Annotated in this window: 18 protein-coding genes and 1 pseudogene; 16 read left to right on the top strand and 3 right to left on the bottom strand. The window is 69.7% G+C overall.

What is annotated here, in order from left to right; translation table 11 throughout:
* The first annotated feature begins 149 nt into the window (after positions 1 to 149).
* The 8 genes from ACH4T9_RS20990 to ACH4T9_RS20955 all read left to right on the top strand — a co-directional run bounded on the left by ACH4T9_RS20990 (position 150) and on the right by ACH4T9_RS20955 (position 10,267).
* A complete protein-coding gene (locus ACH4T9_RS20990; RefSeq protein WP_396673368.1) occupies positions 150 to 296 on the top strand; it encodes a hypothetical protein in 147 nt (48 codons plus the stop codon).
* A gap of 75 nt (positions 297 to 371) precedes the next feature.
* Entirely contained in the window at positions 372 to 1,487 is a 1,116-nt protein-coding gene (locus ACH4T9_RS20985) for a tyrosine-type recombinase/integrase (RefSeq protein ID WP_396673367.1), read from the top strand.
* 2 nt (positions 1,488 to 1,489) lie between these two features.
* Entirely contained in the window at positions 1,490 to 1,813 is a 324-nt protein-coding gene (locus tag ACH4T9_RS20980; RefSeq protein ID WP_396673366.1) for a helix-turn-helix domain-containing protein, read from the top strand.
* Between the two features lie 1,145 nt (positions 1,814 to 2,958).
* Positions 2,959 to 4,068 carry a hypothetical protein gene (locus ACH4T9_RS20975; RefSeq protein ID WP_396686852.1) on the top strand — a complete coding sequence of 370 codons (1,110 nt, stop codon included), beginning with the start codon at positions 2,959 to 2,961 and terminating at the stop codon, positions 4,066 to 4,068.
* A 100-nt stretch (positions 4,069 to 4,168) separates the two neighbouring features.
* A complete protein-coding gene (locus ACH4T9_RS20970) occupies positions 4,169 to 4,633 on the top strand; it encodes a hypothetical protein (RefSeq protein ID WP_396673364.1) in 465 nt (154 codons plus the stop codon).
* Positions 4,634 to 5,347: 714 nt separating this feature from the next.
* Positions 5,348 to 6,049: a hypothetical protein gene (locus ACH4T9_RS20965; RefSeq protein ID WP_396673363.1), complete on the top strand. Its 702-nt coding sequence runs from the start codon at positions 5,348 to 5,350 to the stop codon at positions 6,047 to 6,049.
* Entirely contained in the window at positions 6,046 to 8,031 is a 1,986-nt protein-coding gene (locus ACH4T9_RS20960; RefSeq protein ID WP_396673362.1) for a hypothetical protein, read from the top strand. Before ACH4T9_RS20965 ends, ACH4T9_RS20960 begins: the two co-directional genes overlap by 4 nt.
* An 82-nt stretch (positions 8,032 to 8,113) precedes the next feature.
* Positions 8,114 to 10,267: a hypothetical protein gene (locus ACH4T9_RS20955; protein WP_396673361.1), complete on the top strand. Its 2,154-nt coding sequence runs from the start codon at positions 8,114 to 8,116 to the stop codon at positions 10,265 to 10,267.
* Between the two features lie 582 nt (positions 10,268 to 10,849).
* Here ACH4T9_RS20955 and ACH4T9_RS20950 read toward each other — a convergent pair.
* Positions 10,850 to 12,208 carry a Shedu anti-phage system protein SduA domain-containing protein gene (locus ACH4T9_RS20950; protein WP_396673360.1) on the bottom strand — a complete coding sequence of 453 codons (1,359 nt, stop codon included), beginning with the start codon at positions 12,206 to 12,208 and terminating at the stop codon, positions 10,850 to 10,852.
* Between the two features lie 120 nt (positions 12,209 to 12,328).
* Between ACH4T9_RS20950 and ACH4T9_RS20945 the strand changes: the two are divergent.
* The 5 genes and pseudogenes from ACH4T9_RS20945 to ACH4T9_RS20925 all read left to right on the top strand — a co-directional run.
* Positions 12,329 to 13,270: pseudogene (locus tag ACH4T9_RS20945) on the top strand (DUF2332 domain-containing protein); the annotation flags it as partial.
* A gap of 70 nt (positions 13,271 to 13,340) precedes the next feature.
* Entirely contained in the window at positions 13,341 to 13,835 is a 495-nt protein-coding gene (locus ACH4T9_RS20940; protein ID WP_396673359.1) for a DUF664 domain-containing protein, read from the top strand.
* Positions 13,836 to 13,886: 51 nt separating this feature from the next.
* A complete protein-coding gene (locus ACH4T9_RS20935; RefSeq protein WP_396673358.1) occupies positions 13,887 to 14,543 on the top strand; it encodes a class I SAM-dependent DNA methyltransferase in 657 nt (218 codons plus the stop codon).
* Positions 14,540 to 15,523 carry an asparaginase domain-containing protein gene (locus ACH4T9_RS20930; protein WP_396673357.1) on the top strand — a complete coding sequence of 328 codons (984 nt, stop codon included), beginning with the start codon at positions 14,540 to 14,542 and terminating at the stop codon, positions 15,521 to 15,523. The genes ACH4T9_RS20935 and ACH4T9_RS20930 overlap by 4 nt, the downstream gene beginning before the upstream one ends.
* Before the next feature lie 126 nt (positions 15,524 to 15,649).
* On the top strand, positions 15,650 to 16,201 hold the full coding sequence (locus ACH4T9_RS20925) for a hypothetical protein (protein WP_396673356.1): 552 nt from the start codon (positions 15,650 to 15,652) through the stop codon (positions 16,199 to 16,201).
* A 56-nt stretch (positions 16,202 to 16,257) separates the two neighbouring features.
* On the opposite strand, the gene ACH4T9_RS20920 is transcribed toward ACH4T9_RS20925, so the two are convergent.
* Entirely contained in the window at positions 16,258 to 16,938 is a 681-nt protein-coding gene (locus ACH4T9_RS20920) for a metal-dependent transcriptional regulator (protein ID WP_396673355.1), read from the bottom strand.
* A gap of 96 nt (positions 16,939 to 17,034) precedes the next feature.
* On the opposite strand from ACH4T9_RS20920, the gene ACH4T9_RS20915 reads away from it, so the two are divergent.
* From ACH4T9_RS20915 to ACH4T9_RS20905, 3 genes are all read left to right on the top strand, one after another.
* Positions 17,035 to 17,883, top strand: a complete 849-nt coding sequence (locus tag ACH4T9_RS20915) for a sulfurtransferase (RefSeq protein ID WP_396673354.1) — start codon at positions 17,035 to 17,037, stop codon at positions 17,881 to 17,883.
* An 80-nt stretch (positions 17,884 to 17,963) separates the two neighbouring features.
* Positions 17,964 to 19,145 carry an acetoin utilization protein AcuC gene (locus ACH4T9_RS20910; protein ID WP_396673353.1) on the top strand — a complete coding sequence of 394 codons (1,182 nt, stop codon included), beginning with the start codon at positions 17,964 to 17,966 and terminating at the stop codon, positions 19,143 to 19,145.
* A 30-nt stretch (positions 19,146 to 19,175) separates the two neighbouring features.
* A complete protein-coding gene (locus ACH4T9_RS20905; RefSeq protein ID WP_396673352.1) occupies positions 19,176 to 21,734 on the top strand; it encodes a GNAT family N-acetyltransferase in 2,559 nt (852 codons plus the stop codon).
* Between the two features lie 67 nt (positions 21,735 to 21,801).
* Here ACH4T9_RS20905 and sigB read toward each other — a convergent pair whose 3' ends face one another.
* On the bottom strand, positions 21,802 to 22,806 hold the full coding sequence (sigB, locus tag ACH4T9_RS20900) for an RNA polymerase sigma factor SigB (RefSeq protein ID WP_396673440.1): 1,005 nt from the start codon (positions 22,804 to 22,806) through the stop codon (positions 21,802 to 21,804).
* Positions 22,807 to 22,846 lie beyond the last annotated feature (40 nt).

Raw genomic sequence — 22,846 nt, 5'->3', positions numbered from 1 at the left:
AGCCGGCCGTCGGCTGAAAGACAGCGACCGCCCGATCCTGTAGGGGGCCGGGCGGTCGCTGCGGCAGGGATGTGTTGTCGCCTGCGTGTCAGAACCAGCATGACACCACATCCCAGGCCGCAGATCAAACTGCGGAGGAGGTGGTGGACATGACTCGGAACAACCGACAGACCGGTTCCAAGGCGGCATCGGCTGCGGGCAAGGTGCTCGCGAACCCGAAGTCGTCGAAGGCGGACAAGACGGCGGCCGCTAGCGCCCTGGCGCAGACGCCGTCGAAGTCCGGCAAGCGCAAGTAGCTGCAGTCTGCCCAGGTCCTACAGCCTGGGCAGCTGTGCCCGTAACCGATTCAACAATGTTGCGTTAGACGCAACATGGCGGGCAATGGCTTCCTACCGGGTTCGGCGGCATCACTCATACCGGTCGGGGTTGCCCATCTTGATCCCGCCGCCGCTGTCTTCGCTGCCATGGTGGAGGGCTGGGAGATCCAGCAACGGGCCCGGTTCCTCAAGGCGGAGACGATCGCGGCGCGTACGGCGCTGGTTCGAAGATTGGTCGAGTACTCCAACCAGTACCCGTGGCAGTGGCGCCCAGCTGAGGTGGAGGCGTTCTTCGATTACCTGCGGTCAGGCCCGCGGCCGATGAAGGTGTCCACAGCACGTGGCTATCAGACGACGTTGCGGCTGTTCATGGAGTACGTGACTGATGCCCGATATTCTTGGCCCCTCGTCTGTCAGAAGCGCTTCGGCGAGGTCCCCTCGCAGCTCTTCCACGAGGCCAACACGATCGTCCACGTCACGGAGTACGAGGGTCAGCCGCACCGCCGACCACTGACCTACGACGAGGTGCAGGCGCTCTTCGACGCTGCGGACGCTCGGGTGGATGCGATCCGTTCGCGAGGTTGCAAGGGTGCAATGGCGGCATTGCGTGATGCCGCACTCTTGAAGGCCATCTACGCCTTTGGGCTGCGCCGCCGTGAGGCGTGGGGCCTCGACCTGACCGACCTTCGTCACAACCCGAAGGCGCCAGCGTTCGGGCGATATGGCGCGGTGTTCGTGCGGTTCGGAAAGTCCTCAAAAGGGAGCCCACCGAAACGGCGCACAATCCTGACCGTTCCGGAGATGGATTGGATCGTCCCCGTACTGCAGCACTGGCTGGAGGAGGTCCGGCCGGCGTTCTCTCCCGGTGCCCACCCGGCCATGTGGATCACGGAACGGTGCGGCCGGTTGGCCCGGCGGGGAATCAATGTGGCGTTCACGAACGCTCGGGATGCTGCTGGTCTCCCGGCGGAGCTCGACTTGCACTGCCTCCGCCACAGCTACGTCACGCATTTGGTCGAGTTCGACTATCCATCAAAGTTTGTTCGGGACCAGGTCGGCCACGAGTACGAGTCCACGACAGCCATCTACACCGGTGTGTCGGATGACTACCGCAACCGGGTGCTCCAGCGAAGCCTCGCGAAGCGAGATCCGGAGCTGTGGGGGAATTAGCCATGATCAAAAAAATGGGTTACGTCTGGAATCTTCGCCAAGTCATGGCGGGCCACGGAATGTTCCAGACATCTGATCTCGTTCCTCTCTTGGCGGAGCGGGGGATTCATCTGTCCAGGGAGCAGGTCTTCCGGTTAGTCACCCAGCCGCCACAGCGACTATCGATGGACACCCTCGCCGCCCTGTGCGACATCCTGGGCTGTAGCCCGAATGATCTGATCAAGGTTGAGGTCGTCAACGAGCAGCTTCGGCGAACTGCCCAGGCTGGTGATTTTCATGCGCCACAGACGCGGCGCACGGTCATCCGTCGTCCGGAGCAGGCGTGAGCGACAAACCAGAGCCGGCAGTAAGGGTCCTCGAACGTGTCGTCACACGGCTCGTCGGCGACATCGATGGCCTAAGTGTCGATGTAGCCCTTTCCGTGCTCGACGCGGTCAATGCCACGCAGGGCAAGACGATCCGCCAGATCGGTGCCTACCTCGACCAGCGGCCTGACGCCTTGACCGCTGGAGTCTCGGATTGCCCTATCGGACTCTTGCGTGTGATCAATGAACTAGTTGACGCTGGCTTTGCCGTCGCTCCTCCCAGATGCGCAACATGTGGCCGGACCGCCCGATACCTTCGCAGCGCTCCGGGTGGACGACTGTGCTCGCGGTGTGCGGCGAGAAGCGCTCATCGTGTCTGTGACCGCTGCGGACACTTGGGACGTGTCGCCGCCCGGCGAGCGGATGGGGTCATCTGCTACAGGTGCTACCAAAAGGACCCGGAGGCTTTCGAGGAGTGTGCCACCTGCGGCAGATACCGACGGCCAGTTCAGCGGCTCTCTGGCGGTAGCTGCCTGTGCGAGAACTGCTATCAGAGAAAGCACTACGAGTGCGCTCAGTGCGGTCAGCTGCGACCAGTGAAAGCGCATCAGCCGGATGGTCCTGTCTGCGAACGCTGTTACCGGTCGCCAGAACGGACGTGCGGACGCTGTGGTCGACAGCGCCCGATTGCCCGTCGCGCTGATGACGACAATCCTGATCTCTGCGACGGCTGCTACCAGGGCCCACGGGTCCATTGCAGCGTCTGTGGACGCCTTCGACCGTGCACTCGGACTCGATCTGGTCGGCCGACCTGCAATAGCTGTTTTCCACGGCCGCATCGAATTTGCTGCCGGTGCGGGCGTTCGCGGCCCGTCAACGCAGAGTGGCCGATCGGACCGGTCTGCTCCGGGTGTTACGAGTCGATCCGAAACAACCCGGGAATCTGCGCCCGCTGTCAAATCAGCCAGCCACTAATCGCCGTCAACGATAAGGGTCTACCGACTTGCGGACCATGCGCTGGCGCTGCTGTGGACTATTTCTGCCGCCGCTGTGGTGATGGCGGTGGTCAGTATGCAGGCGGCGAGTGTGTGCGTTGCGTTCTTTCACGGAGACTCGGAGACCTTCTCGCCGATGACGGCGGCGAGATTCCGGCTCAATTGGCACCAGTGCGTCAGGCCCTGCTCAGCGTCGAACATCCGATTACCGTCATTGGTTGGTTGCGCAAGAGCGAGTCCGCTCGTCTCCTTGCCCGCCTCACGCGGTCGGGAGAACCCATCACGCACGGCTTGCTCGACGAACTACCACCGACCCGGCATGTCTACTATATACGCGACGTCCTGGTTCACACCGGCGTGCTCGATCCCCGAAACGAGTACCTGGAGCGAATTGGTCCTTGGCTCGACGCCCTACTTGCCGAGTATCCCGCCAGCCATGTCCGCCTGGTTCGGCCTTTCGCAAACTGGTACGTGCTGCGCCGTGCCCGACGTCGCGCCCGGACAAGGGTCTTCACGGCGCAGTCGGGCGCCAGGGCACGGAGCCTGATTAGGAACACCTTGGCGTTCCTGTCCTGCCTGGGCGCGCAAGGCAAGAGCCTCAGCGATGCTAACCAGGCCGACGTTGACCGATGGCTGCTCACCGGCTCCACCGCTCGGTACGAGATCCGCTACTTCGTGCGCTGGGCCGCTGACCATAATCTCTGTCCACGTTTGGAAGTGCCTCTTCGGCCTGGGGCAAAGGAAAGCTCGATGCTCGGCGAGGACCAGCGATGGCGGCAACTCAAACGGTGCCTTAAGGAACAGGCGCTGCCGGCGGAGGTTCGAGCGGCGGGTGCACTGGTTTCGCTGTACGGACTGACGATATCCGCGATCGTCCGGCTCACCCGTGACCATCTGTTGCAGCGCGATGACGGTGCCTACCTAGCCATCGAAAAGGTCCCAGTGTTGCTCCCGCCAGCACTCGGCAACTTGTTGACCAGCCTGGGAGGCGACGCAAGGTCGGCTTCCGCCGTTGGGCGATCCGTCCAAGGCACGGAGTGGTTATTTCCGGGACGGGCACCAGGACGACACATCTCTCCGCACTACATGAGCGGGAAACTTCTTGCGGCCGGGATCGAGGCTCGACCTACCCGGAACGCGGCCCTCTTCGCCCTCGCCGAGGACCTGCCTGCCGCGATTCTCGCCGACCTCCTGGGCATGCACGTCACCACCGCCGAACGCTGGGCCAAGCTCGCACGTCGGGACTGGGCCGACTACCTCCACGCCCGCACCGTGAACTAGAGCATCGTCAGTGCCCTCGCCCACGCATCGTCTGGCGGTTGGCCCGGCAAGATGTGCTGGATGCGTCGCGTGGCCGCCCCACGGCGTCTACAGTCCGTGCATGGCTGACGCAATCGAACAGATGTCTGAGAAGCAGGTTCCGGCGGGGATCCTCTACGCCGTGGACGAGATGATCGGGCGGACGCTGGTCGACCTAGAAAAACTGGTGCTACTGAGAGCGGAGCTCACTGGGGACGATCCGTTCGGTGACAAGTGGCGGCAGGAACTGGCCAATGAGCGGGTTCGGCAGGACCTTGATCGGATTCGGGCTGAGGCTAGGCAGCGAGACCCCGAGGAGTGGGCAGCAGTGCACGCTCGGGCGCGGGAGATGCTCGATCGGGGCCGTCGCTGCCAGGCCGAGAGCCGCATGGAGCCGCCGGTGATGGTTCGAGTGGCGACAGAGACGGTGCGGCAGTGGCGCAACGCTCGGCACGCGGAGTCCGAGGCGCGACGCGCACGGGCCCACCGGATGAGGTTCGATGACAGCGACAACGATATACAGCGGTCGGAAGATCCCATGAGCTGACCTACACCGCTGCTGCGGTAGGTTCCCGTTTCGTCGGCGCCGAGCTGCCCAACCATCATCTTGACCACGACGCACGGCGAAATTCTAACCAACACATTCCGCCGACTCTGTCCCATGTTCGACAGGACAGACCTCAGGCGCCGGCAAGGCGCGCACCTAAGACCCCGCCTGCCAGGACGAGGGGCCGACCTCACTGCCTCGTGCGGCCTCTTGCTCCGCCATAGTTGGCGCTTGCGAGAGGCATGCTCGCGGACGGCTCGTGTCGGCGGGCATCGCCAGCAGGTGCCGCACCTTCCCTCAGGCGGAGCACGTGAGAGCTGATGATGCAGCAACTCCCGCATCGTGTGACCGGCTAGATCGCCGGAAGATGACCCCGATCGGTGGGATCACAGCAACGCAAGGTCACCGTATAGTGTGGACATGCATGCCGAGGATGCTTGTACCGTCGGGTTGATAGGCATCGAGTACGGGCACCCAGGCTTGTCGGGTACGGCGCTCCCCAGCCAGCTGTGGAACCCTCAGAAGCTCGGGAGTCACCAATCTCCATGACAAGCGAGACGGCGTCGTCGCTGGTGACACTGACTGGCAGTTCCTGAACATCAAGTCGTCCCCGCTGTCGATCGTCCCGGTACACGGCCAGTTTCGTGGGCTTCGGCTGCTGTGCACGAAGCAGGGGCGGGCGGAGTGACGCAGGGCCTGTGTTCGGAGGTAGCCATGACACAGTCGGAAGTGGGCGGCCCGGGGGTTCGCCCTGAGGCAACCGTGATGCAGCACGCCATCCGGCTTCTAACAATCCTGAGCGAGTGTAGCGAGCCGGTGAAGGCCGGCGACCCGCCGGAAGGCATCGCGGTCATCCGGGCAGAGCTGCGGCTACAAGCCCTGGACTTCTGGTTACGGAACCCGGACTACCTGGCTGGCGAGCTGCTTACAAAGGTAGAAAACCACGACCTGCCGGTGCACTATCTGAGCGTGGTCGAGCACCTGCTCAACAGTCCGGAGCCAGACTTGCATTGGTATCCAATGCCGCGATGGCACCACGGCGCCTATGAGGCGATCGATGACGCGTTCTCCGTGCTCAGCGCATACGGGCTAGCGTTGGTCAGGCGGATGGGTGGGGTGCAGAAGACAGCGCGCAGCCAGTTCTTCCTCACCGACGCGGGGCGGGTGGCGGTCGCCGACCTGGCGAAGGAACGGGTGTTGTCCTGGTACACCGAGCAGGCGAAGCTGGTCGCCCTCGTGGCGGGCAGTGACAACGGGAGCACCCTAAAGAAGCGGCAGTACCAGCAGGCGGAGTATGCGCGCACGAAGCTCGGGGTGAATATCGCGCCGATCCACTCTGCCGTACGCGGGCGGCTGGAAGCGTTCAAAGCCACGGTCAGCGGGTCGTGGGCCCCCGTAGCAGGAGGACAGGCGTGACGAAGCTCGGGGACGCGGTCGCTCAGGACCTTGAGCGCCGCGGAAAGGCGATCGACCAGTCCCGCATCGAGAGAATCCTGCTCGACGCCGGTGTCTCCTCGACCGCGTCCCGTGGTGTCCCCGCTCGGCTTCGTGTCCGCCGGGTACGGGTCACCGGGGAGAAGCTGTACTCGGAAAGACCGACGGAGGAAACGCCGGCTGCGGAGATGAAGACGGCACCCATCAACCTGGACTGGCAGCCCGGAGACGGCGTCAACGGTGTGGGTAGTGAGGCGAACCTGCGAGGAAAGTCGTCGGTCCTGCACTTCGCTATGTGGGCGTTGACGGGGCGCAGCCACTTACAGGCAGACGTAGAGTCATGGGTCGAGCATGTTTCCGCAGAGTTCCACGTAGACGAGGTGCCCCTGTTCGTCGAGTTTGACGTACGCGACGGGATGCCGGTGGGGACCGTCACGCAGAAGACCCGATCGGGCCACGCCGTCCTGGGATCCTTCTTCGGCCACGCTGAGTTTGAGTCGTTGATGGGATCGGTGATGCTCGACCGGTTGCGCCTCGATGCAATCTCAGTGTTCTCCAAGGGGACCGAGACGGAGCATGCGTGGCCGTCGTACGCTGCTGCATTGACCGTGCACGCCGACAAGCTCGACCCGATCGTGGGTAATGAGAACACTCTGAAGACCCGAATCCTGCAGATGTTTGTCGGCACGAGGTGGGCGGCGGTTGACGCGCAGGTCGCGACCGCGTTGAACGCGGCTGATTACGAGCGCGGGGTCCTCGTCCAGAATCGCCGGGCAGCGGCATCGGTGACCACGTCAGCTCTGAGGCAGGCCGAAGCCCGCGTGAGGGAGGCAGAGGCGGCGCTGGGGGTGTTCGACCCGACGGAGCCTGACGTGGATGCAGTCTTCGCACTCGCGTCGGTTGCCTCCGCGCGTGCGCAGGAGGCACACGAACTGTCAATGCGGCTCATGGTGGCCCGTACCGCGCTCTCAGGGGCTCAAGAGCAGTTGCGTACCGAGCAGATGCGTCGGCAGGCGGCAGAGGAGGACGCTGTAGCGCGCCGATTGTTCAATGGGATGGCGCCGAAAGCATGTCCCCGGTGCGCGGCGGAAGTGACGGCGGCGAGGTACGCGGCCGAGGTGACGGCCCACGAGTGCTCGATGTGCAAGAACGAGCTCAAGCTCGCTGCAGATCTCGACGAGGCGGCGACTGCGGCCGCTGCGGACAATGATGCTGAGGAGCCGGTTGACCCCCTAGAAGCACTCCAGGCGGCTGTCGCGGAAGCCAGGGCAGATATCAGCCGGCTCGAAGGTGAGCTCCGTGAGGCTGACCAGTCTCGGCTCGATGCGGAGAACGCGGCGCAGCGAGGCCGCAGTAGCCTCGGCGCCGCTCGTGCTCGACTAGAGGCCGAAATCGACCTGGCACGTGCAGAGAGCGCCCTGGGAGCATTGCGGGAGGCGATGCGTCCGGAGCCGTCGTCGCCGGTCGACGAAGAAAAGCATCTTGTTCTTGAGACCGCCTCGAAGCTGACGAGGAAGTGGGTCAAGGAGGATCAGGGCCCTCTCCTGGAAGCCGTTTCGCTCGCGATCGCCCGCCTCGCCCGCGAGTTCGGGTCCACCAACATCACCGCGGTGACCCTCAAGGGCAATGGCAACATGGACGTGGAGAAGGGCGGTGCCGTCACGGGCTACAGCGGGCTGACCAACGGAGAGAAGCTGCGGATCAAGCTCGCTGCTGCAATCGCACTGGTCGAGATCGGGCACAGCGACGGAGTTGGCCGGCACCCAGGCCTGCTGTTCGTCGATTCTCCTGCTGCGGAGGAGATCCCCGAGGTCGACCTGCGGACGATGCTCGAGGCCATGGCTACTGTTGCCCAGAAGACTGACCTGCAGATCATCGTCGCCACTAGACACGGTCGGGTACTGAGGGAAGTCATCGGGCCACAAAACCTCTTGGTCGCTACCGGTAGCAACTTCGTGTGGTGACACTTAACGTCGGACACCTGAAGCGCGCTGGCAGACAGAACCGTGCAACGACAGGACCCGACCTGGATCAAGAGGAGGAGCCGTGCCCCATCCGCTCGATCCAGCTGTCACCGGCGCTGAGCTCCTGCGAAGCCTCAGCAGCGGGCCACCTCCAGAGGACCTGGTCGACCGGATTGGCGGCTGGGACGCCGTCGAGGTGCTCGCACCGACCCTCGTTGACGAACCGCTCCTGACCGTGGCAGTCTCGCTGCTAGCCCGTGATGCTGCCCGCGCTGCCGCAACGGGCGCGAATCTCGCGCAAATCCGGCCCGCTGCACTAGCCCTGACAGATGCGGTACTGGGAAGCAGCGACCCGTTGCAATTCACGCAGAACATCAACACCATTTGCGCCGAGACGGCCCTCGCCGGCATGGTCGGATCCAAGGTCGCGGCGACGTGCCTCACGCTCGCCGCCCCCCCGCGCACCGATGGTGATGACCCCCCTCCGGCCGCCGTCATCCGTCACGCCGTCGCATTGGAGGCCTTTGCCCGGCTGGCTGTGCAGGGGCACGCCTCAAAGAACAAGCTCCTAGGGGTCCTAGAGGACGTCGCCGAGCCGCAGCCGCGTCGTTACGCCCAAGCGGTCGTCAGGACAGTCGGCCTTGCCTTCGACCACTGGACTGCTGACGAGGAGGTTGCCGACGTCATCGACATTCTCACAGGAGAGAAGGCACCGGCGTACACGACACCGCCGGCTGCTGACGTCCTCGCCCGTAACGACGAATACCACCGCGACATCGCGGCCGACGCGATGTGGACGAAGGCAAACGTAGAAATCGCCCGAGCGCTGCGCAGCACCCAGACCACCCAAATGCTCGAGCGGCTCACCGCCGCACTGGAGGCGCTGGAACTTGTCACGGCGCTCGACGACCGCGACGACGCGAAGATACTGCGCTCCGCGCTGCGTCTGCTTGAAGAGCTGCTGCAATCGCTAAAGGGCTCAGCGGCACCACAAGACGCCGCAACCTGGAAAGCCGCGGTCGCAGACGCCGAGCAGGCCGCACGACAAGCCCACGAGTTCGCCATTGGCGCGTACGGGCTCAATCACTGGAGCGGCGATCGCAAGCTCGCCGTCCTTGAAGGTTGGAGCAGACTCGCCAGCGACCTCGCCTGGCTCCGTGACCAACTCAGCCGTGACAGCCTGTACGACGCTGCCGTGGTACTCGACGACGTCCTAGCCATCTATTCCGCGTCTCGGTCTTACGACGTCACCCGCAACGCCCATGGCGTAGAAACCGTGCTAGAGGTTCTGCGGCCAGCTGTTGCCAATGGCTTCGCCGCCCGAGCCGGGCTGTTGCGGCACCTCAGCGACCATACCGAGCGACTGCGCCAGCGCGTCACCGCAGCTCTGGAGGTTGGCGACGATGCGTCGGAACTGCAGGCACGGCTGACGACAGCTGAAGCGGTCCTCGAGAACGCACGCGCGAGCTTGCTCCATGCCGGGGAGCCGCCGGGAAAACCGCTGCAGCAGGCGGCGGACATTCCGCCCCTGCTGGCCGAGCTGTTTGGGCCACACGCCTCCCTCGCCGCAGTCCTGACTAGCGGCAATCCGGTGGAGCTCGCGGCACTGTCCGCCGACATCGCCGACCGCCAAGCCGCTTCGGACCGCGACCCAGACGTTACGGTCACCGGTGTCCGCAAGCGGATGCTCGCCGAGCTCGCCGCCTGTGAAGACTTCGCTGGCGACGTCGTGACTGCCGTAACCGTCGTTCTTGATCAGCTCATCAAGTTCGTCGCGCGACGGCTGAACACTCAGCAGTCAACCAAGGCATACCTGTTCAAGCCGGACGCCAACGAGCAAGACTTGCACGCCGACCTTTACGACTGGTTATCCCAAGGACAGTTGGCGAGCTCCACCAATGTGGAGGTACATGAGGTCGGCGCAGGCCGCACCGATATTCAGATCTCCTTTCCGGGCTTCCACCTCTATCTGGAGCTGAAGGCGGATGGGACTGCAGTGCCGGTGGCGGGCAAGGCCGCATATATCAAGCAGACGGTCAGCTACCAGGCCTCTGACGTGCGGATCGGATTCCTCGTCGTGCTCCGCTTGAAAGCTCCGAAGGACAAGAGCCCTTCCATGCACCTGACTGAGCTCGTGTCGCACGCCGTCGTGCAGGTGCAGGACGGCCCGGTCGAACGTCATGTGGTAATGCTTGAGGTGCCAGGCAACCAGACCAGCCCGTCCGGGGTCCATTGACCTGCCAATCGACCAGACCTAGGCCAGACCCGGGAAGTGCGACGGCATCGCGGACATGTCCCGCGACGCCGGCCGGCTGGCGTTCCGGCCGCCGGTATGAGTGATCGCTTCCCTCATGATCTCATGCGCGCCCCGCTGAGCCTTCGACCATGGTCGGCGAGAACTGCCAGCGCAACTCGCCGCCTGACGCGTGGGCCGTACATCCCAACGACGCCAGCGTGCCGCCGGCCGCCATCACCTGACGACTTGCCGGAGCTCTGCCCGGCCGGGCACGTTTCCCTAAGGGAATACCGAACGGTTGGAATGTGTGCCTTGCGCCAGTAAACCGGGAAGGTTGGTATGTCTCCTGTCTCCAGCCTCTAAGAGGAATCACTGGATTACATCGCCCTGGTGAAGCTCCACAACAGGTGCTCCCCAACCGAATTCGGTTGGGGAGCACCCGTTTGGGCCTACGGGGAAGGGCAGACATGTAGGTGAACGTCGTCTAGCCGCGCCCCGTCGATCGCGACCAAGAAGCCCGATGACGAGCTCCAGCCACTGCCATCTTGGCCAAAGCCGGTCAAATCAGCGCGGACCTGCCACTCATTCCACCAACCGCAAAACCCGATCGGCCCGATTCACCACCTGTTTATAGGTGACGACCTCAATCCGGGACAGATGGCTGTTGTAGACGCGCAGCGCCGCGTCCACCTCGTTCTCGCTCGCCTCCTCCTCGAACTGCGGATGCCCAATGATCACCGCCGCTGAGGCCCGCCGTACGTCGATGCCCTGCTCGGCGAGGCGCGCCCGGTCCTCGTCCAGGACCACGAGGTAGTTCATCGCCTGCGCTACCGCCCGATGTACCTCGTTGGTCGGCACCCACCGGCCCCGCTGATGGGTGAGCAGCGGAACGGCAGCCCGCTTCAACTCGACCACGTGCACGGTGCCGTCCGGCCGGAGCAGCGTCAGGTCCAACTCGATGCCGCGACTGATTCGTCGTGGCCCGAGCCTGTCCGCCAGCTGCGTCCCACCGAATATCCAGAGATTCTTCTCCAGCGCTCGCTGCAGGTCGCGTTCGCTGCTGTGCCGGTTGAGGACGACGGCATCGAGTTCCCGAAGCGCCTGGCGCCGTGCTCGCAGCAACACCACGTCGGCGATTTCTTCTGCCGAAGCCTCAGCGGTTGGCGCGACGCCGACGCTCGAATCGCTGGCGTGTAAGCGGTCGAGCAGTACCTCCGTCATCCAGATCGTGTGCTCGTTGACGCTGCGGCTGAGTTGGAAGACACCGGCTGCCCCGGCCATGTCCGTGATGACCAGACGCTTCATCTCGTCGAGATATGCCATGAGCTCGTCGCGGGTGGCCAGTGGATGATCGTCGAGGAACGTGCGAGCCCGGCCGGCGACGAATGCCGCGGCATGTGACATGAAGGTGGTCAAGTCGTTCGTGTGTCGGCCACGGGAACCCCCGAGTAGCTGATATTTGATCTCCAAGTCCGGGGCGAGCATGACGTTCGTTGCGTACGAGAGGGCGTCCTCTAACCGCTCGGCGGCATCTTGGTCGTCTTCGGCGCGGGCCGCAGTGTGTGCCTGACGCAGCAGATCGGTGAGCGTCCTGCCGCCGCGATAGGGACTGCGGTATCCCATGTGCCGCTGCGCGTCCTCAACGAGGTTGCGGATGTGGTCGGAAAGGCCGTACTCGACGATCTTCTCGAGCAGCAGGCGCAGGGCAAAGTCGGATCGTACGCGCGAGCGAGGTCCAGGCATGTCGGAGAGCGTCGCTCGAAGGTATGACACGACCGTCTGGGCACAGGAGGCCGTGCCGGGTGCGGCTAGGAAGCGGGGTCGTTCGCCGTAGCTGAATCGGAAGACCGAACCGGGCCGGTCGACGGTATGGAGAACTTGCCCGGACAGCGTCAACTGCTCGGAGGGGAATACGACACGTACCGAATATGTGTCCTCCACCAGTACGGAAGGCAACGAGCCCCGGGCGCTGACGCGCCCGGGGCTCGTGAGCCGGGACCAGGCCGTAGGCAACGGAAGCGGCAAGTCGATGTCACCGCGCCTCCCTACACTGTCCCGGTGATCCATGAAGCCCTATCGACCGCCGCCAGCTACGCCGGGTTCGCCGCCCGCGAGGCGCACGGCGTGTCGCCCGCGTACGAGCGCCTGGCCCTGGCGGTTTCCCGCGACGCCGGGGTGCTCGCGCTGCTCGACACGCTCCCGCCGGTCAGGCGGCAGCCCAACCTGCTCTTCGGCGTCGTGCGGTTCCTTGGCGGCCCGGTCGAGGACCCGGCCGCATTTCGCGACTTCGTGATGGCGCACTGGCCGGCGATCGAGGCGGAGCTGCGCATCCGAGCCACCCAGACCAACGAGGCCGGGCGGTGCGCCGTGCTGCTGCCGGTGCTCGCCGCGCTGCCGCAGCCGCTCGCGCTGCTGGAGGTCGGCGCGTCCGCCGGGCTCTGCCTCTACCCCGACCGGTACGCCTACCGCTACGGCGACCATTTGCTCGGCACGGGCGAGCCGGTCCTCGACTGCGCGCTCACCGGGACGGCACCGCCCGACCGTCGCCCCGAGGTGGTGTGGCGGGCCGGCCTGGACCTGAACCCGCTCGACGTCACCGACCCGGCCGACGTCGCCTGGCTGGACGCGCTCATCTGGCCCGAGCACGCCCACCGCCGGGCCCGGCTGCGGGCCGCCGTGTCCGTCGCGGCGGCCGATCCGCCGCTGCTGGTACGCGGCGACCTGGTGGACGACCTGCCGGCCCTGGCCGCGCGGGCGCCGGCCGGGGCGACGCTGGTGGTGTTCCACACCTCCGTGCTCTATTTGGTGTCGCCGCCGGGCCGGGCCGCGTTCGCCGAGACGGTACGCGGCCTATCCGGGCACTGGATCGCGAACGAGGCCCCGGACGTGCTGGGCTACGACGGACTGCCCGACCCGCCGGACGACGCGCTGTACAACGTGCTCGCGCTGGACGGCGAGCCGCTGGCCTGGACCCGCCCGCACGGGCAGGCGATCACCTGGTTCGCCCAGGCCGGGCGGTCCCGCCCGTTCGTCGAGCCGACGGCGCGCGTACCTGCGGAAACGGAGGGCCCGGATGTCCCACGGTGAGGAGCGCGCGGCGCTGCTGGCGGCGCTTCACGCGCAGCGCCACCACGTGCTCGGCATCCTGGACGGGCTGCCCGAGGAGGCCCTGCGCCGGCCGCTGCTGCCGTCCGGCTGGTCCTGTCTGGGGCTGGTCCGCCACCTCGCCCTCGACGTGGAGCGGTTCTGGTTCCGGGCCGTCGTCGCCGGCGAGCGCGTCGACCTGGAGTCCGGGGCCGACGCCTGGCGGGTCGACGCGGAGACGCCGGCCGCGGCGGTGTTCGACCTGTACCGGCGGGAGGCGGAGCTGGCCGACGCGGTGATCGCCGGCACCGACCTGGACGCCGCCCCGGTCTGGTGGCCGGAGGAGGTCTTCCCGGGCCTGCCGCCGCACGCCCTGCGCCGGACGGTCCTGCACGTGATCACCGAGACCGCCTGCCATGCCGGGCACCTCGACGCCGCCCGGGAGCTGATCGACGGCCGGACGTGGCTGGTGCTGACGGACTGACCCGCGCCGGCGTCCCCACGACGGTTCCGGCGGCGACTAGGGTGGCCGGTCATGGGGGAACCGGACTGGCTGCGGGAGACCCGCGCCGCGTACGACACGGTGGCGGTCGACTACGCCCGACTGGTGCACGGCGAGCTGGCGGGCAAGCCGCTGGAGCGGGCGATGCTGGCCACCTTCGCCGAGCTGGTCGGCGACGCGGGGCCGGTCGTCGAGGTCGGCTGCGGCACCGGCCGGATCACCGCCCACCTGCGCGAGCTGGGGCTGGACGTCGCAGGCCTCGACCTGTCCCCGGGGATGGTGGCGGTCGCCCGGGACGCCTGGCCGGGGCTGCGCTTCGCCGTCGGGTCGATGACCGACCTGCCGCTGCCAGACGCCGGCCTCGCCGGCCTGGTCGCCTGGTACTCGATCATCCACCTGCCGCCGGAGCTGCTCCCCGGGGTCCTCGCCGGGTTCCACCGGGTGCTCGCCCCGGGCGGTGAGCTGCTGCTCGCGTTCAAGGCCGGCGACGAGCGCATCCGCCTCGAGCAGGCGTACGGCCACACCGTCTCCTACGACGTGCACTGGCTGCCGCCGGACCGGGTCGCCGCGCAGCTCGCCGGGGCCGGGTTCGCCGTGCAGGCCAGCCTGCTCCGCGAGCCCGAGGGGTACGAGCGCGGCCCGCAGGCGTACCTGCTGGCCCGCCGGCCCGGCGGGGAGGCCGGGCGGTGACCGTCGTCCTGTTCACCCTCGGCGGGACCATCGCGATGGCCAGGTCCGCCGGGGGCGGGGTGGTCGCCCGGCTCACCGGGGCCGACCTGGTCGCGGCCGTGCCGGGCCTCGCCGATCTCGGCCACCCGATCGACGTACGCGACACGCGGGCGGTGCCCAGCGCGGACCTCACGTACCGGCAGATCCTGGACCTGGTCGCCGCGGCGTCGTCGGCGGTGGCGGGCGGCGCGGCCGGCGTGGTGGTGTCCCAGGGCACCGACACGCTGGAGGAGACGGTGTTCCTGGCCGACCTGCTCTGGCCACACCCGGAGCCGCTCGTCTTCACCGGCGCGATGCGCAACCCCACCCTCGCCGGTGCGGACGGCCCGGCGAATCTGCTCGCGGCGGCCCGGGTGGCCGCCGCCCCGGCCGCCCGTGATCTGGGGGCACTGGTCGCGTGTCACGACGAGGTGCACGCCGCCCGCTGGGTCCGCAAGACGCACAGCACCAGCACCGGCGCCTTCGTCTCGCCGAACGCCGGGCCGCTCGGGCACGTCGTGGAGGGGGAGGTGCGGGTGCTGACCCGACCGCCTCGGCTGCCCCCGGTGCCCGGGGTGGACGCCGACCGGCTCGACGCGGTCCGGGTGGCCCTGCACACCGTCACCCTCGACGAGGACACCGACCTCGTCACCGGCCTGTCCCGGGGCCGGGACGGGGTGGTCGTGGCCGGGTTCGGCGTCGGGCACGTCCCGCCCGCGCTCGCCCCGGTGCTCGGAGAACTGGCGGAGCGGGTGCCGGTGGTACTCACCTCGCGCATCGGGGCTGGGGCGGTGCTGCGGCACACGTACGGGGCGGCCGGGTCGGAGACCGACCTTCAGCGGCGTGGGCTGGTCAACGGAGGGCTGCTCGACCCGTACAAGGCGAAGGTGCTGCTGCGGGTGCTGCTCGCGGCGGGCGCGGACCGGGCGGGGGTCGCCGCCGAGTTCGCCCGGCGCGGCTGAACCGGACCGGCGGCTGCCGACACTGCCCGTACGTGACCTGACTGAGGGCTTCCGTCCGACGCGGACAGCCCGTACGGTGTCCGACGACAACCGGCGGGAGCCTGCCGGGGACGGCGGAGGTGGGGCGTGCGCGGCCGGATCTGTCTCGCGGGCGTTGCGGTGCTGGTCGTGTCGGGGTGCGTCGCCCAGGACCCCGAGCCGGTGGCGGTGCCCCGGGCCGAACCGGTCGTGCTCGACGTGCCGGCGGCCTCCTCGGGCGGCGCGTGCCGGCTGCTGGACTTCGCGGTGATCGAGGAGCACACCGGGGAACGGTTCGACGTGGCGGCGTCCAGCTCGCGCGGTGACACGCACACCTGCGTGGTCCGCGCGGAGCAGGCGCTGCTGCCCGAACTGGCGCTCACCGTCAGCGCCACCTCGATCGACGTGGCGGGCTTCACCGCTGACGTGCGGCCGGGCGGGGCCCGAGCGGTCAGCAAGCTGGGCCGGGCCGGCTACCGGCGGACCGCCTCCGCCGCCGACGGCCATGGTCCGGTCGCCGAGGTCGGCTGGTTGGCAGCCGAGGACCGGCTCGCCACGTTGCGCTGGACGCTGCCGAAGGGCGCCACCCGCGCCGCCGTGGAGGAGCTGGCGGAACGGCTCGTCGGCCTGGCGCGGACGGTCGACACCCGAGCGCTGTGAGCCCGGCCCGGGTGGGCTGGCGGCGGGGCCGACCCGGGCGCGTCAGGGCAGGGGAGTCAGTGGGCGGCGACGAACACCCGGGAGGCGACCTCGCGGGGCAGCCGGATCCGGTCGCCGGAGCGGTTGATGAAGACGCCGTCGCGCTCCTGGGCCACGGTCACCGTGGCGCCCGGGTCGACCCCGGCGGCGTGCAGCTGGCGCAGCACGTCGGCGTCGGTCTGCACGCTCTCGCAGATGCGCCGCACCACCACCGGGCCGGACAGCCCGGGGAACGCCAGGTTGCGCTCACCCTCGGTGTCGTCGGCCAGCGCCTCCGGGGTGCCCAGCTCCTCCAGGCCCGGGATGAGGTTGCCATAGGGCGAGCGGGTCGGGCGGTTGAGCAGGTCGTAGACCCGCTTCTCCACCGCGTCGCTCATCACGTGCTCCCACCGGCAGGCCTCCTCGTGGGCCTCCTCGTAGGGCATTCCGATGACGTTGACCAGCAGCAGCTCGGCGAGCCGGTGCTTGCGCATCACGGACACGGCGGCGTTGCGGCCCAGCGCGGTCAGCATCAGGTGCCGGTCGCCCTCGACGGTGAGCAGCCCGTCGCGCTCCATCCGGGCGACGGTCTGGCTGACGGTGGGGCCGCTCTGGCTCAACCGTTCGGCGATGCGGGCACGCAGCGGCGGCACACCCTCCTCTTCCAGCTCGAGGATGGTGCGCAGGTACATCTCGGTCGTGTCGACCAGGTCATTCACGTCAGCGACCTCCCAGGGTCGATGCTACCCCGGACGCCGGACAAGGCTCTCCGGCGAAACGCGAGGTCGCTGCCCGGATGGTGTTGACTGGACACCATGTCCGGTACCGAGGAGCCGCTGGTCGAGGCCGACCGGCTCGCCGCCGAGCTCGACCACGCCGACCCGCCCACCCTGCTCGACGTCCGCTGGCGGCTCGTCGGCCCGCCCGGCCGCGACGACTACGCCGCCGGCCATCTCCCCGGCGCGGTCTTCGTCGACCTCGACACCGAGCTGTGCGGGCCGCCCGGTGCCGCCGGCCGGCACCCGCTGCCCGACCCCGCCGCCCTCCAGTCCGCGCTGCGGGCCGCCGGCGTCCGCGCCGGTCACCCCGTCGTCGTGTACGACGGCGGCGACGGGGTGGCCGGCGCCCGCGCCTGGTGGACGCTGCGCTGGGCCGGGCACCGGCCGGTGCGGCTGCTGCACGGCGGCTTCCCGGCCTGGGTGGCCGCCGGCCTGCCCGTGTCCACCGAGGTCCCCGCCCCGGTGCCCGGCGACGTGTCGGTCCGGCCGGGGGAGCTGCCGGTGCTGGACACCGGTGCCGCCGCCGCGCTCGCCGCCGCCGGCTCCGGGGTGCTGCTCGACGTGCGGGCCGCGGCGCGCTACCGGGGCGAGACCGAGCCGGTCGACCCCGTCGCCGGGCACGTCCCGGGCGCGGTGAACCTGCCCGCCGGCGGGTACGTCGACCCGGACGGGCGGTTCCCCGCCGCAGCCGTGCTGCGGGACCGGTTCGCCGCCGCCGGGGTCGCCGACACCGCACCGGTCGGGGCGTACTGCGGCTCCGGGGTGACCGCCGCGCAGGCCGTGCTCGCCCTGCACCTCGTCGGCCGCCCGGACGCCGCGCTCTACGTCGGGTCGTGGAGCAACTGGGTCGGCGACCCGTCCCGCCCCGTCGCCACCGGCGGCTGACCGCAGGTCCCGCGCCGACACCGGCTGCGGAGCCAGCGCGGGTGACGGGCCGCCGTCGGTGCACGTGCGACGATGGGCCCATGTCCGAGGACACTGTGGTGGTGTGGGACGAGGCCCTGCTCGCCTACGACATGGGTGACCATCCGCTCGACCCGGTACGGGTGGAGCTGACCGTCGCGCTCGCCCGCGAGCTGGGCGTTCTCGACCGGCCCGGGGTCCGTCTGGTCGCTCCGGCGCCGGCCGACGACGCCCTGCTCACCCGGGTGCACGATCCGCGCTACCTGAACGCGGTGCGGATCGCCCCCCGGGACCCGCTCTTCGCCGGCTACGGGCTGGGCACCTCCGACAACCCGGTCTTCGACGGGATGCACGAGTCCGGTGCGCTGATCGCCGGGGCCACCGTGGCCGCCGCCGAGGCGGTCTGGCGGGGCGAGGCACGGCGCGCGGTCAACGTGGCCGGGGGGCTGCACCACGCCATGCCGGACCGGGCCGCCGGCTTCTGCGTCTACAACGATCCCGCGGTCGCCATCGCCCGGCTGCTCGACCTCGGCGCGCAGCGGGTCGCGTACGTGGATGTGGACGTGCACCACGGCGACGGCGTGCAGGAGATCTTCTACCACGACCCCCGGGTGCTCACGGTCAGCCTGCACGAGACCCCGCTGGCCCTGTTCCCCGGCACCGGCTTCCCCGACGAGACCGGCGGCCCCGGCGCGGAGGGCAGCGCCGTCAACGTGCCGCTGCCGCCCGGCGTCGACGACACCGGCTGGCAGCGCGCGTTCCACGCGATCGTGCCGTCGGTGCTGCGCGCGTTCCGGCCGCAGATCCTCGTGACCCAGTGCGGCGCCGACGGGCACCGGATCGACCCTCTCGCCGACCTGCACCTCTCCGTCGACGGGCAGCGGGCCACCTACGTCGCCCTGCGGGCGCTCGCCGACGAGCTGTGCGAGGGCCGCTGGGTGGCCACCGGCGGCGGCGGGTACGCCCTGGTCGAGGTGGTGCCACGGGCGTGGACCCACCTGCTGGCGGTGGCCACCGGCGACCCGATCGACCCGGCCACGCCCACCCCGCCGGGTTGGCGGCGGCTGGCCGCCGAGCGCCGCCCCGGCAGGGAGGTGCCCTTGCGGATGACCGACGACGTCGACCCGGCGTACGAGCCGTGGCAGCCGACGGGCGAGCCGAACGCGGTGGACCGGGCCGTCGCGGCCACCCGCAAGGCGGTGTTCCCGCTGCTCGGGCTCGATCCGCACGACCCGCGCGACTGAGGCGGCGTACCCGGGGAGGGGACCGAAGGCGTGACCACTGTCGACCAGCCGGTGGACGTGCTGCTCAGCGACGGCACGACCGTCGGGCTGCGGCCGATCCGTCCGGACGACGCGCCGGGCATCGTGGCGATGCACTCGCGGTTCTCCGAGCGCACCCGCTACCTGCGCTACTTCTCGCCGTACCCGCGGATCCCGGAGCGGGACCTGCGGCGGTTCGTGGTGGTCGACCACCGGGACCGGGAGGCTTTCGTGGTGCTGGCCGCCGACCGGATCGTCGCCGTCGGCCGGTACGAGCGGCTCGGCCCGCAGGCCCCCGAGGCCGAGGTCGCGTTCGTGGTGGAGGACGCCTACCAGGGCCGGGGGATCGGTTCGGTGCTGCTGGAGCACCTGGCCGACGCCGCCCGGCGGGCCGGGATCGTGCGCTTCGTCGCCGAGGTGCTCCCGGCCAACGGGGCGATGCTGCGGGTCTTCGCCGACTTTGGCTACCAGGTCCAGCGCCAGTACGCCGACGGCGTGGTGCACCTCAGCTTCCCGATCGCTCCCACCGAGCAGACGCTGGAGGTGCAGCGCGGCCGGGAGCACCGCACCGAGGCGCGCTCCATCGCCCGGCTGCTCGCCCCCCGGGGCGTCGCCGTGTACGGGGCCAGCGCCACCGGCCAGGGCGTCGGCGCGGCACTGCTCGGGCACCTGCGCGACGGCGGGTTCACCGGGGCGGTGGTGCCCGTGCACCCGAGCGCGGCGACGGTGGCGGGGCTGCCCGCGTACCCCTCGGCGGTCGACGCCGGCCGGGCGATCGACCTGGCGGTGGTCGCGGTGGCCCCGGAGGCGGTCGGCGCGGTGGTGGCGGACGCGGCGGCGGCCGGCGCGCACGGCCTGGTGGTGATCTCCGCCGGCTTCGCCGAGGCCGGCCCGGCGGGCGCGGCGGCCCAGCGGGCCCTGGTCCGCGCGGCGCACGCCGCCGGCATGCGGGTCGTCGGCCCGAACTGCCTCGGCGTGGCCAACACCGACGGGGCGGTGCGCCTCAACGCGACCCTCGCCCCGGCGCTGCCGGCACCCGGCCGGGTGGGCATCTTCAGCCAGTCCGGGGCGTTCGGGGTGGCCCTGCTCGCCGAGGCGCACCGGCGGGGCCTGGGCGTTTCGAGCTTCGTCTCGGCCGGCAACCGGGCCGACGTCTCCGGCAACGACCTGCTCCAGTACTGGCAGGACGACCCCGGCACCGACGTGATCATGTTGTACCTGGAGACGTTCGGCAACCCACGCAAGTTCGCCCGGCTGGCCCGGCGGATCGGCCGGGACAAGCCGGTGGTGGCGTTGGCCTCCCCGGCCCGCCCGCCCGGGCTGAACGCCGACGCCCCCGGCCCGGACGCGGTCGCGGTAAGCGCCCTGTTCGCCCAGTCCGGGGTGATCCGGGTGGACACCGTCGCCGAGTTGCTCGACGTCGGCGTGCTGCTGGCCCACCAGCCGCTGCCGGCCGGCCGGCGGGTCGGCGTGGTGGGCAACTCCTCGGCGCTGACCGGGCTGGCCGCCACGGCCTGCGCCGCGCAGGGGCTGACCGTGGCCGCCGGGTACCCGTCCGACGTGGGGCCCCAGGCCGGGGCGGCCGAGTTCGCCGCCGCGCTCGGCGTCGCCGCCGCCGACGACGGGGTGGACGCCCTCGTCGCGGTCTTCGCTCCGCCGCTGCCCGGGCAGCTCACCGACCCCGAGGCCGACTTCGCCGCAGCTCTGCCCGGTGCGTTCGGCGCCGGTCGGCCGGTGGTGGCCACGTTCCTCGCCGGGCGGCCCCCGGCCGGGGTGCCGGCGTACCCGAGCGTGGAGGAGGCGGTGCGCGCTTTGGGCCGGCTCGCCACGTACGCCGACTGGCTGCGTCGCCCACCCGGCGTGCTGCCCGACCTGCCCCGGATCGACCCCGCCGCCGCCCAGGCCGCGCTGCGGGCCGACGGCGCCGATCCGGCCGGGCTGCTCGGCGCGTACGGGATCGACGTGGCGCCCTCCGTGCCGGCGCGCTCGGCTGACGAAGCGGTGGCCGCCGCCGGGGCGCTCGGCTGGCCGGTGGCGCTGAAGGCCGCCGCGGCCGGGCTGCGGCACCGCCTCGACCTCGGCGCGGTCCGCCTCGACCTGGCCGACGAGCAGGCCGTCCGCCGGGCGTACGCGGAAATGGCCGCGGCCTTCGGCGCGGACGTCCTGGTGCAGGCGATGGTCCCGCCCGGAGTGCCCTGCGTGGTGGAGCTGGTGGAGGACCCGGCGTTCGGGCCGGTGGTCGGGTTCGGACTCGGTGGCGTCGCCACCGAACTGCTCGGTGACCGGGCCTGGCGGGCGGTGCCGCTGACCGACTCCGACGCCGCCGAGCTGGTCGACACGCCCCGGGCCGCGCCGCTGCTGCGCGGGCACCGCGGGGCCGCCCCGGTGGACCGGGCGGCTCTGGTGGAGCTGCTGCTGCGGGTCGGTCGGCTCGCCGACGAGCAGCCCCGGGTCCGCTCGCTCACCCTCAACCCGGTGCTGGCCCGCCCGGACGGAGTCTCCGTGCTGCACGCCACCGTCCGCACCGGCGCCGCCGGCGCCCGCCCCGACACCGGCCCCCGCCGGCTGTGAGGGGCGGCGCCACCACGCGCGAGGGGCCCCGGCGAACCGCCGGGGCCCCTCCTTGCGACACGACCGCTCAGCAGGCGAACGCCTCCAGGCGCTGGGCCCGCTCCGGGTCGCGCAGCTTCAGCAGCGTCACCTTCTCGATCTGCCGGATCCGCTCCCGCGACAGGCCGAACTCCCTGCCCACCTCGTCCAGGGTGCGCTGCCGGCCGTCGTCCAGGCCGAACCGGAGCCGGATGACGGCCTGCTCCCGCTGGGACAGGGTGGCCAGCACGATCCGCACCTCGTTGCGCAGCTCGCCGTCGGCGGCGGCCTCGCCCGGCCCGGCGGACGGGTCCACGGCGGCGACGAAGTCGCCGAGGACGCTCTCGCCGTCCTCGCCGACGGCCTGGTCGAGGCTGACCGGCTCCCGGTCGTACGAGATCAGCTCGATGATCTGGAACTCGGGGACGCCCATGGCCCTGGCGACCTCGGCGACGACGGGTTCGCGACCCAGCGATGCGGCCAACTCGCGGCGGGCCCGGACCATCCGGTTGACCTGCTCGACCATGTGCACCGGGATGCGGATGGTGCGGGCCTGGTCGGCCATCGCCCGGGTGATCGCCTGCCGGATCCACCAGGTGGCGTACGTCGAGAACTTGAAGCCCTTGGTGTAGTCGAACTTCTCTACCGCCCGGATCAGGCCCAGGTTGCCCTCCTGGATCAGGTCCAGGAACGCCATCCCCCGGCCGGTGTACCGCTTGGCGATGCTGACGACGAGGCGCAGGTTCGCCTCGAGCAGGTGGTCCTTGGCCGCGCGGCCCTCGGCGACGATCAGCTCCAGGTCGGATCGCAGCTCCGTGGACACCGGGGTGCAGGTCGCCAGCTTCTCCTCGGCGAAGAGCCCGGCCTCGATCCGGCGGGACAGCTCGACCTCCTGCGCGGCGGTGAGCAGCTTGGTGCGCCCGATGCCGTTGAGGTAGGCCCGGACCAGGTCCGTGGAGATGCCGCGCTCGTCGGTGGCGTCCAGGTCGGTCAGGGTGTCGGTGCCGAGCGCGGCGTCGATGGTGACGGCCGGGCCGATCTGGTTCTCGGTCATCTGCAGGACCATCTCTGTTCTCCCCGTGTCCACGTCGGTG

This window comes from Micromonospora sp. NPDC020750 (genome assembly GCF_044334565.1).
In the GTDB taxonomy this organism is placed as follows: Bacteria; Actinomycetota; Actinomycetes; order Mycobacteriales; family Micromonosporaceae; genus Micromonospora.
The sequence above is the reverse complement of the archived record's forward strand: the minus strand, read 5'-3'. Positions and strand labels throughout refer to the sequence as shown.

Excerpts from the sequence above, each read along its gene's own strand:
- ACH4T9_RS20990 (WP_396673368.1), top strand. The coding sequence starts at position 150 with ATGACTCGGAACAACCGACAGACCGGTTCCAAGGCGGCATCGGCTGCG.
- ACH4T9_RS20985 (WP_396673367.1), top strand. The coding sequence starts at position 372 with ATGGCGGGCAATGGCTTCCTACCGGGTTCGGCGGCATCACTCATACCG.
- ACH4T9_RS20980 (WP_396673366.1), top strand. The coding sequence starts at position 1,490 with ATGATCAAAAAAATGGGTTACGTCTGGAATCTTCGCCAAGTCATGGCG.
- ACH4T9_RS20970 (WP_396673364.1), top strand. The coding sequence starts at position 4,169 with ATGGCTGACGCAATCGAACAGATGTCTGAGAAGCAGGTTCCGGCGGGG.
- ACH4T9_RS20965 (WP_396673363.1), top strand. The coding sequence starts at position 5,348 with ATGACACAGTCGGAAGTGGGCGGCCCGGGGGTTCGCCCTGAGGCAACC.
- ACH4T9_RS20940 (WP_396673359.1), top strand. The coding sequence starts at position 13,341 with ATGTCCCACGGTGAGGAGCGCGCGGCGCTGCTGGCGGCGCTTCACGCG.
- ACH4T9_RS20935 (WP_396673358.1), top strand. The coding sequence starts at position 13,887 with ATGGGGGAACCGGACTGGCTGCGGGAGACCCGCGCCGCGTACGACACG.
- ACH4T9_RS20915 (WP_396673354.1), top strand. The coding sequence starts at position 17,035 with ATGTCCGGTACCGAGGAGCCGCTGGTCGAGGCCGACCGGCTCGCCGCC.
- ACH4T9_RS20910 (WP_396673353.1), top strand. The coding sequence starts at position 17,964 with ATGTCCGAGGACACTGTGGTGGTGTGGGACGAGGCCCTGCTCGCCTAC.
- sigB (WP_396673440.1), bottom strand. The coding sequence starts at position 22,806 with ATGACCGAGAACCAGATCGGCCCGGCCGTCACCATCGACGCCGCGCTC.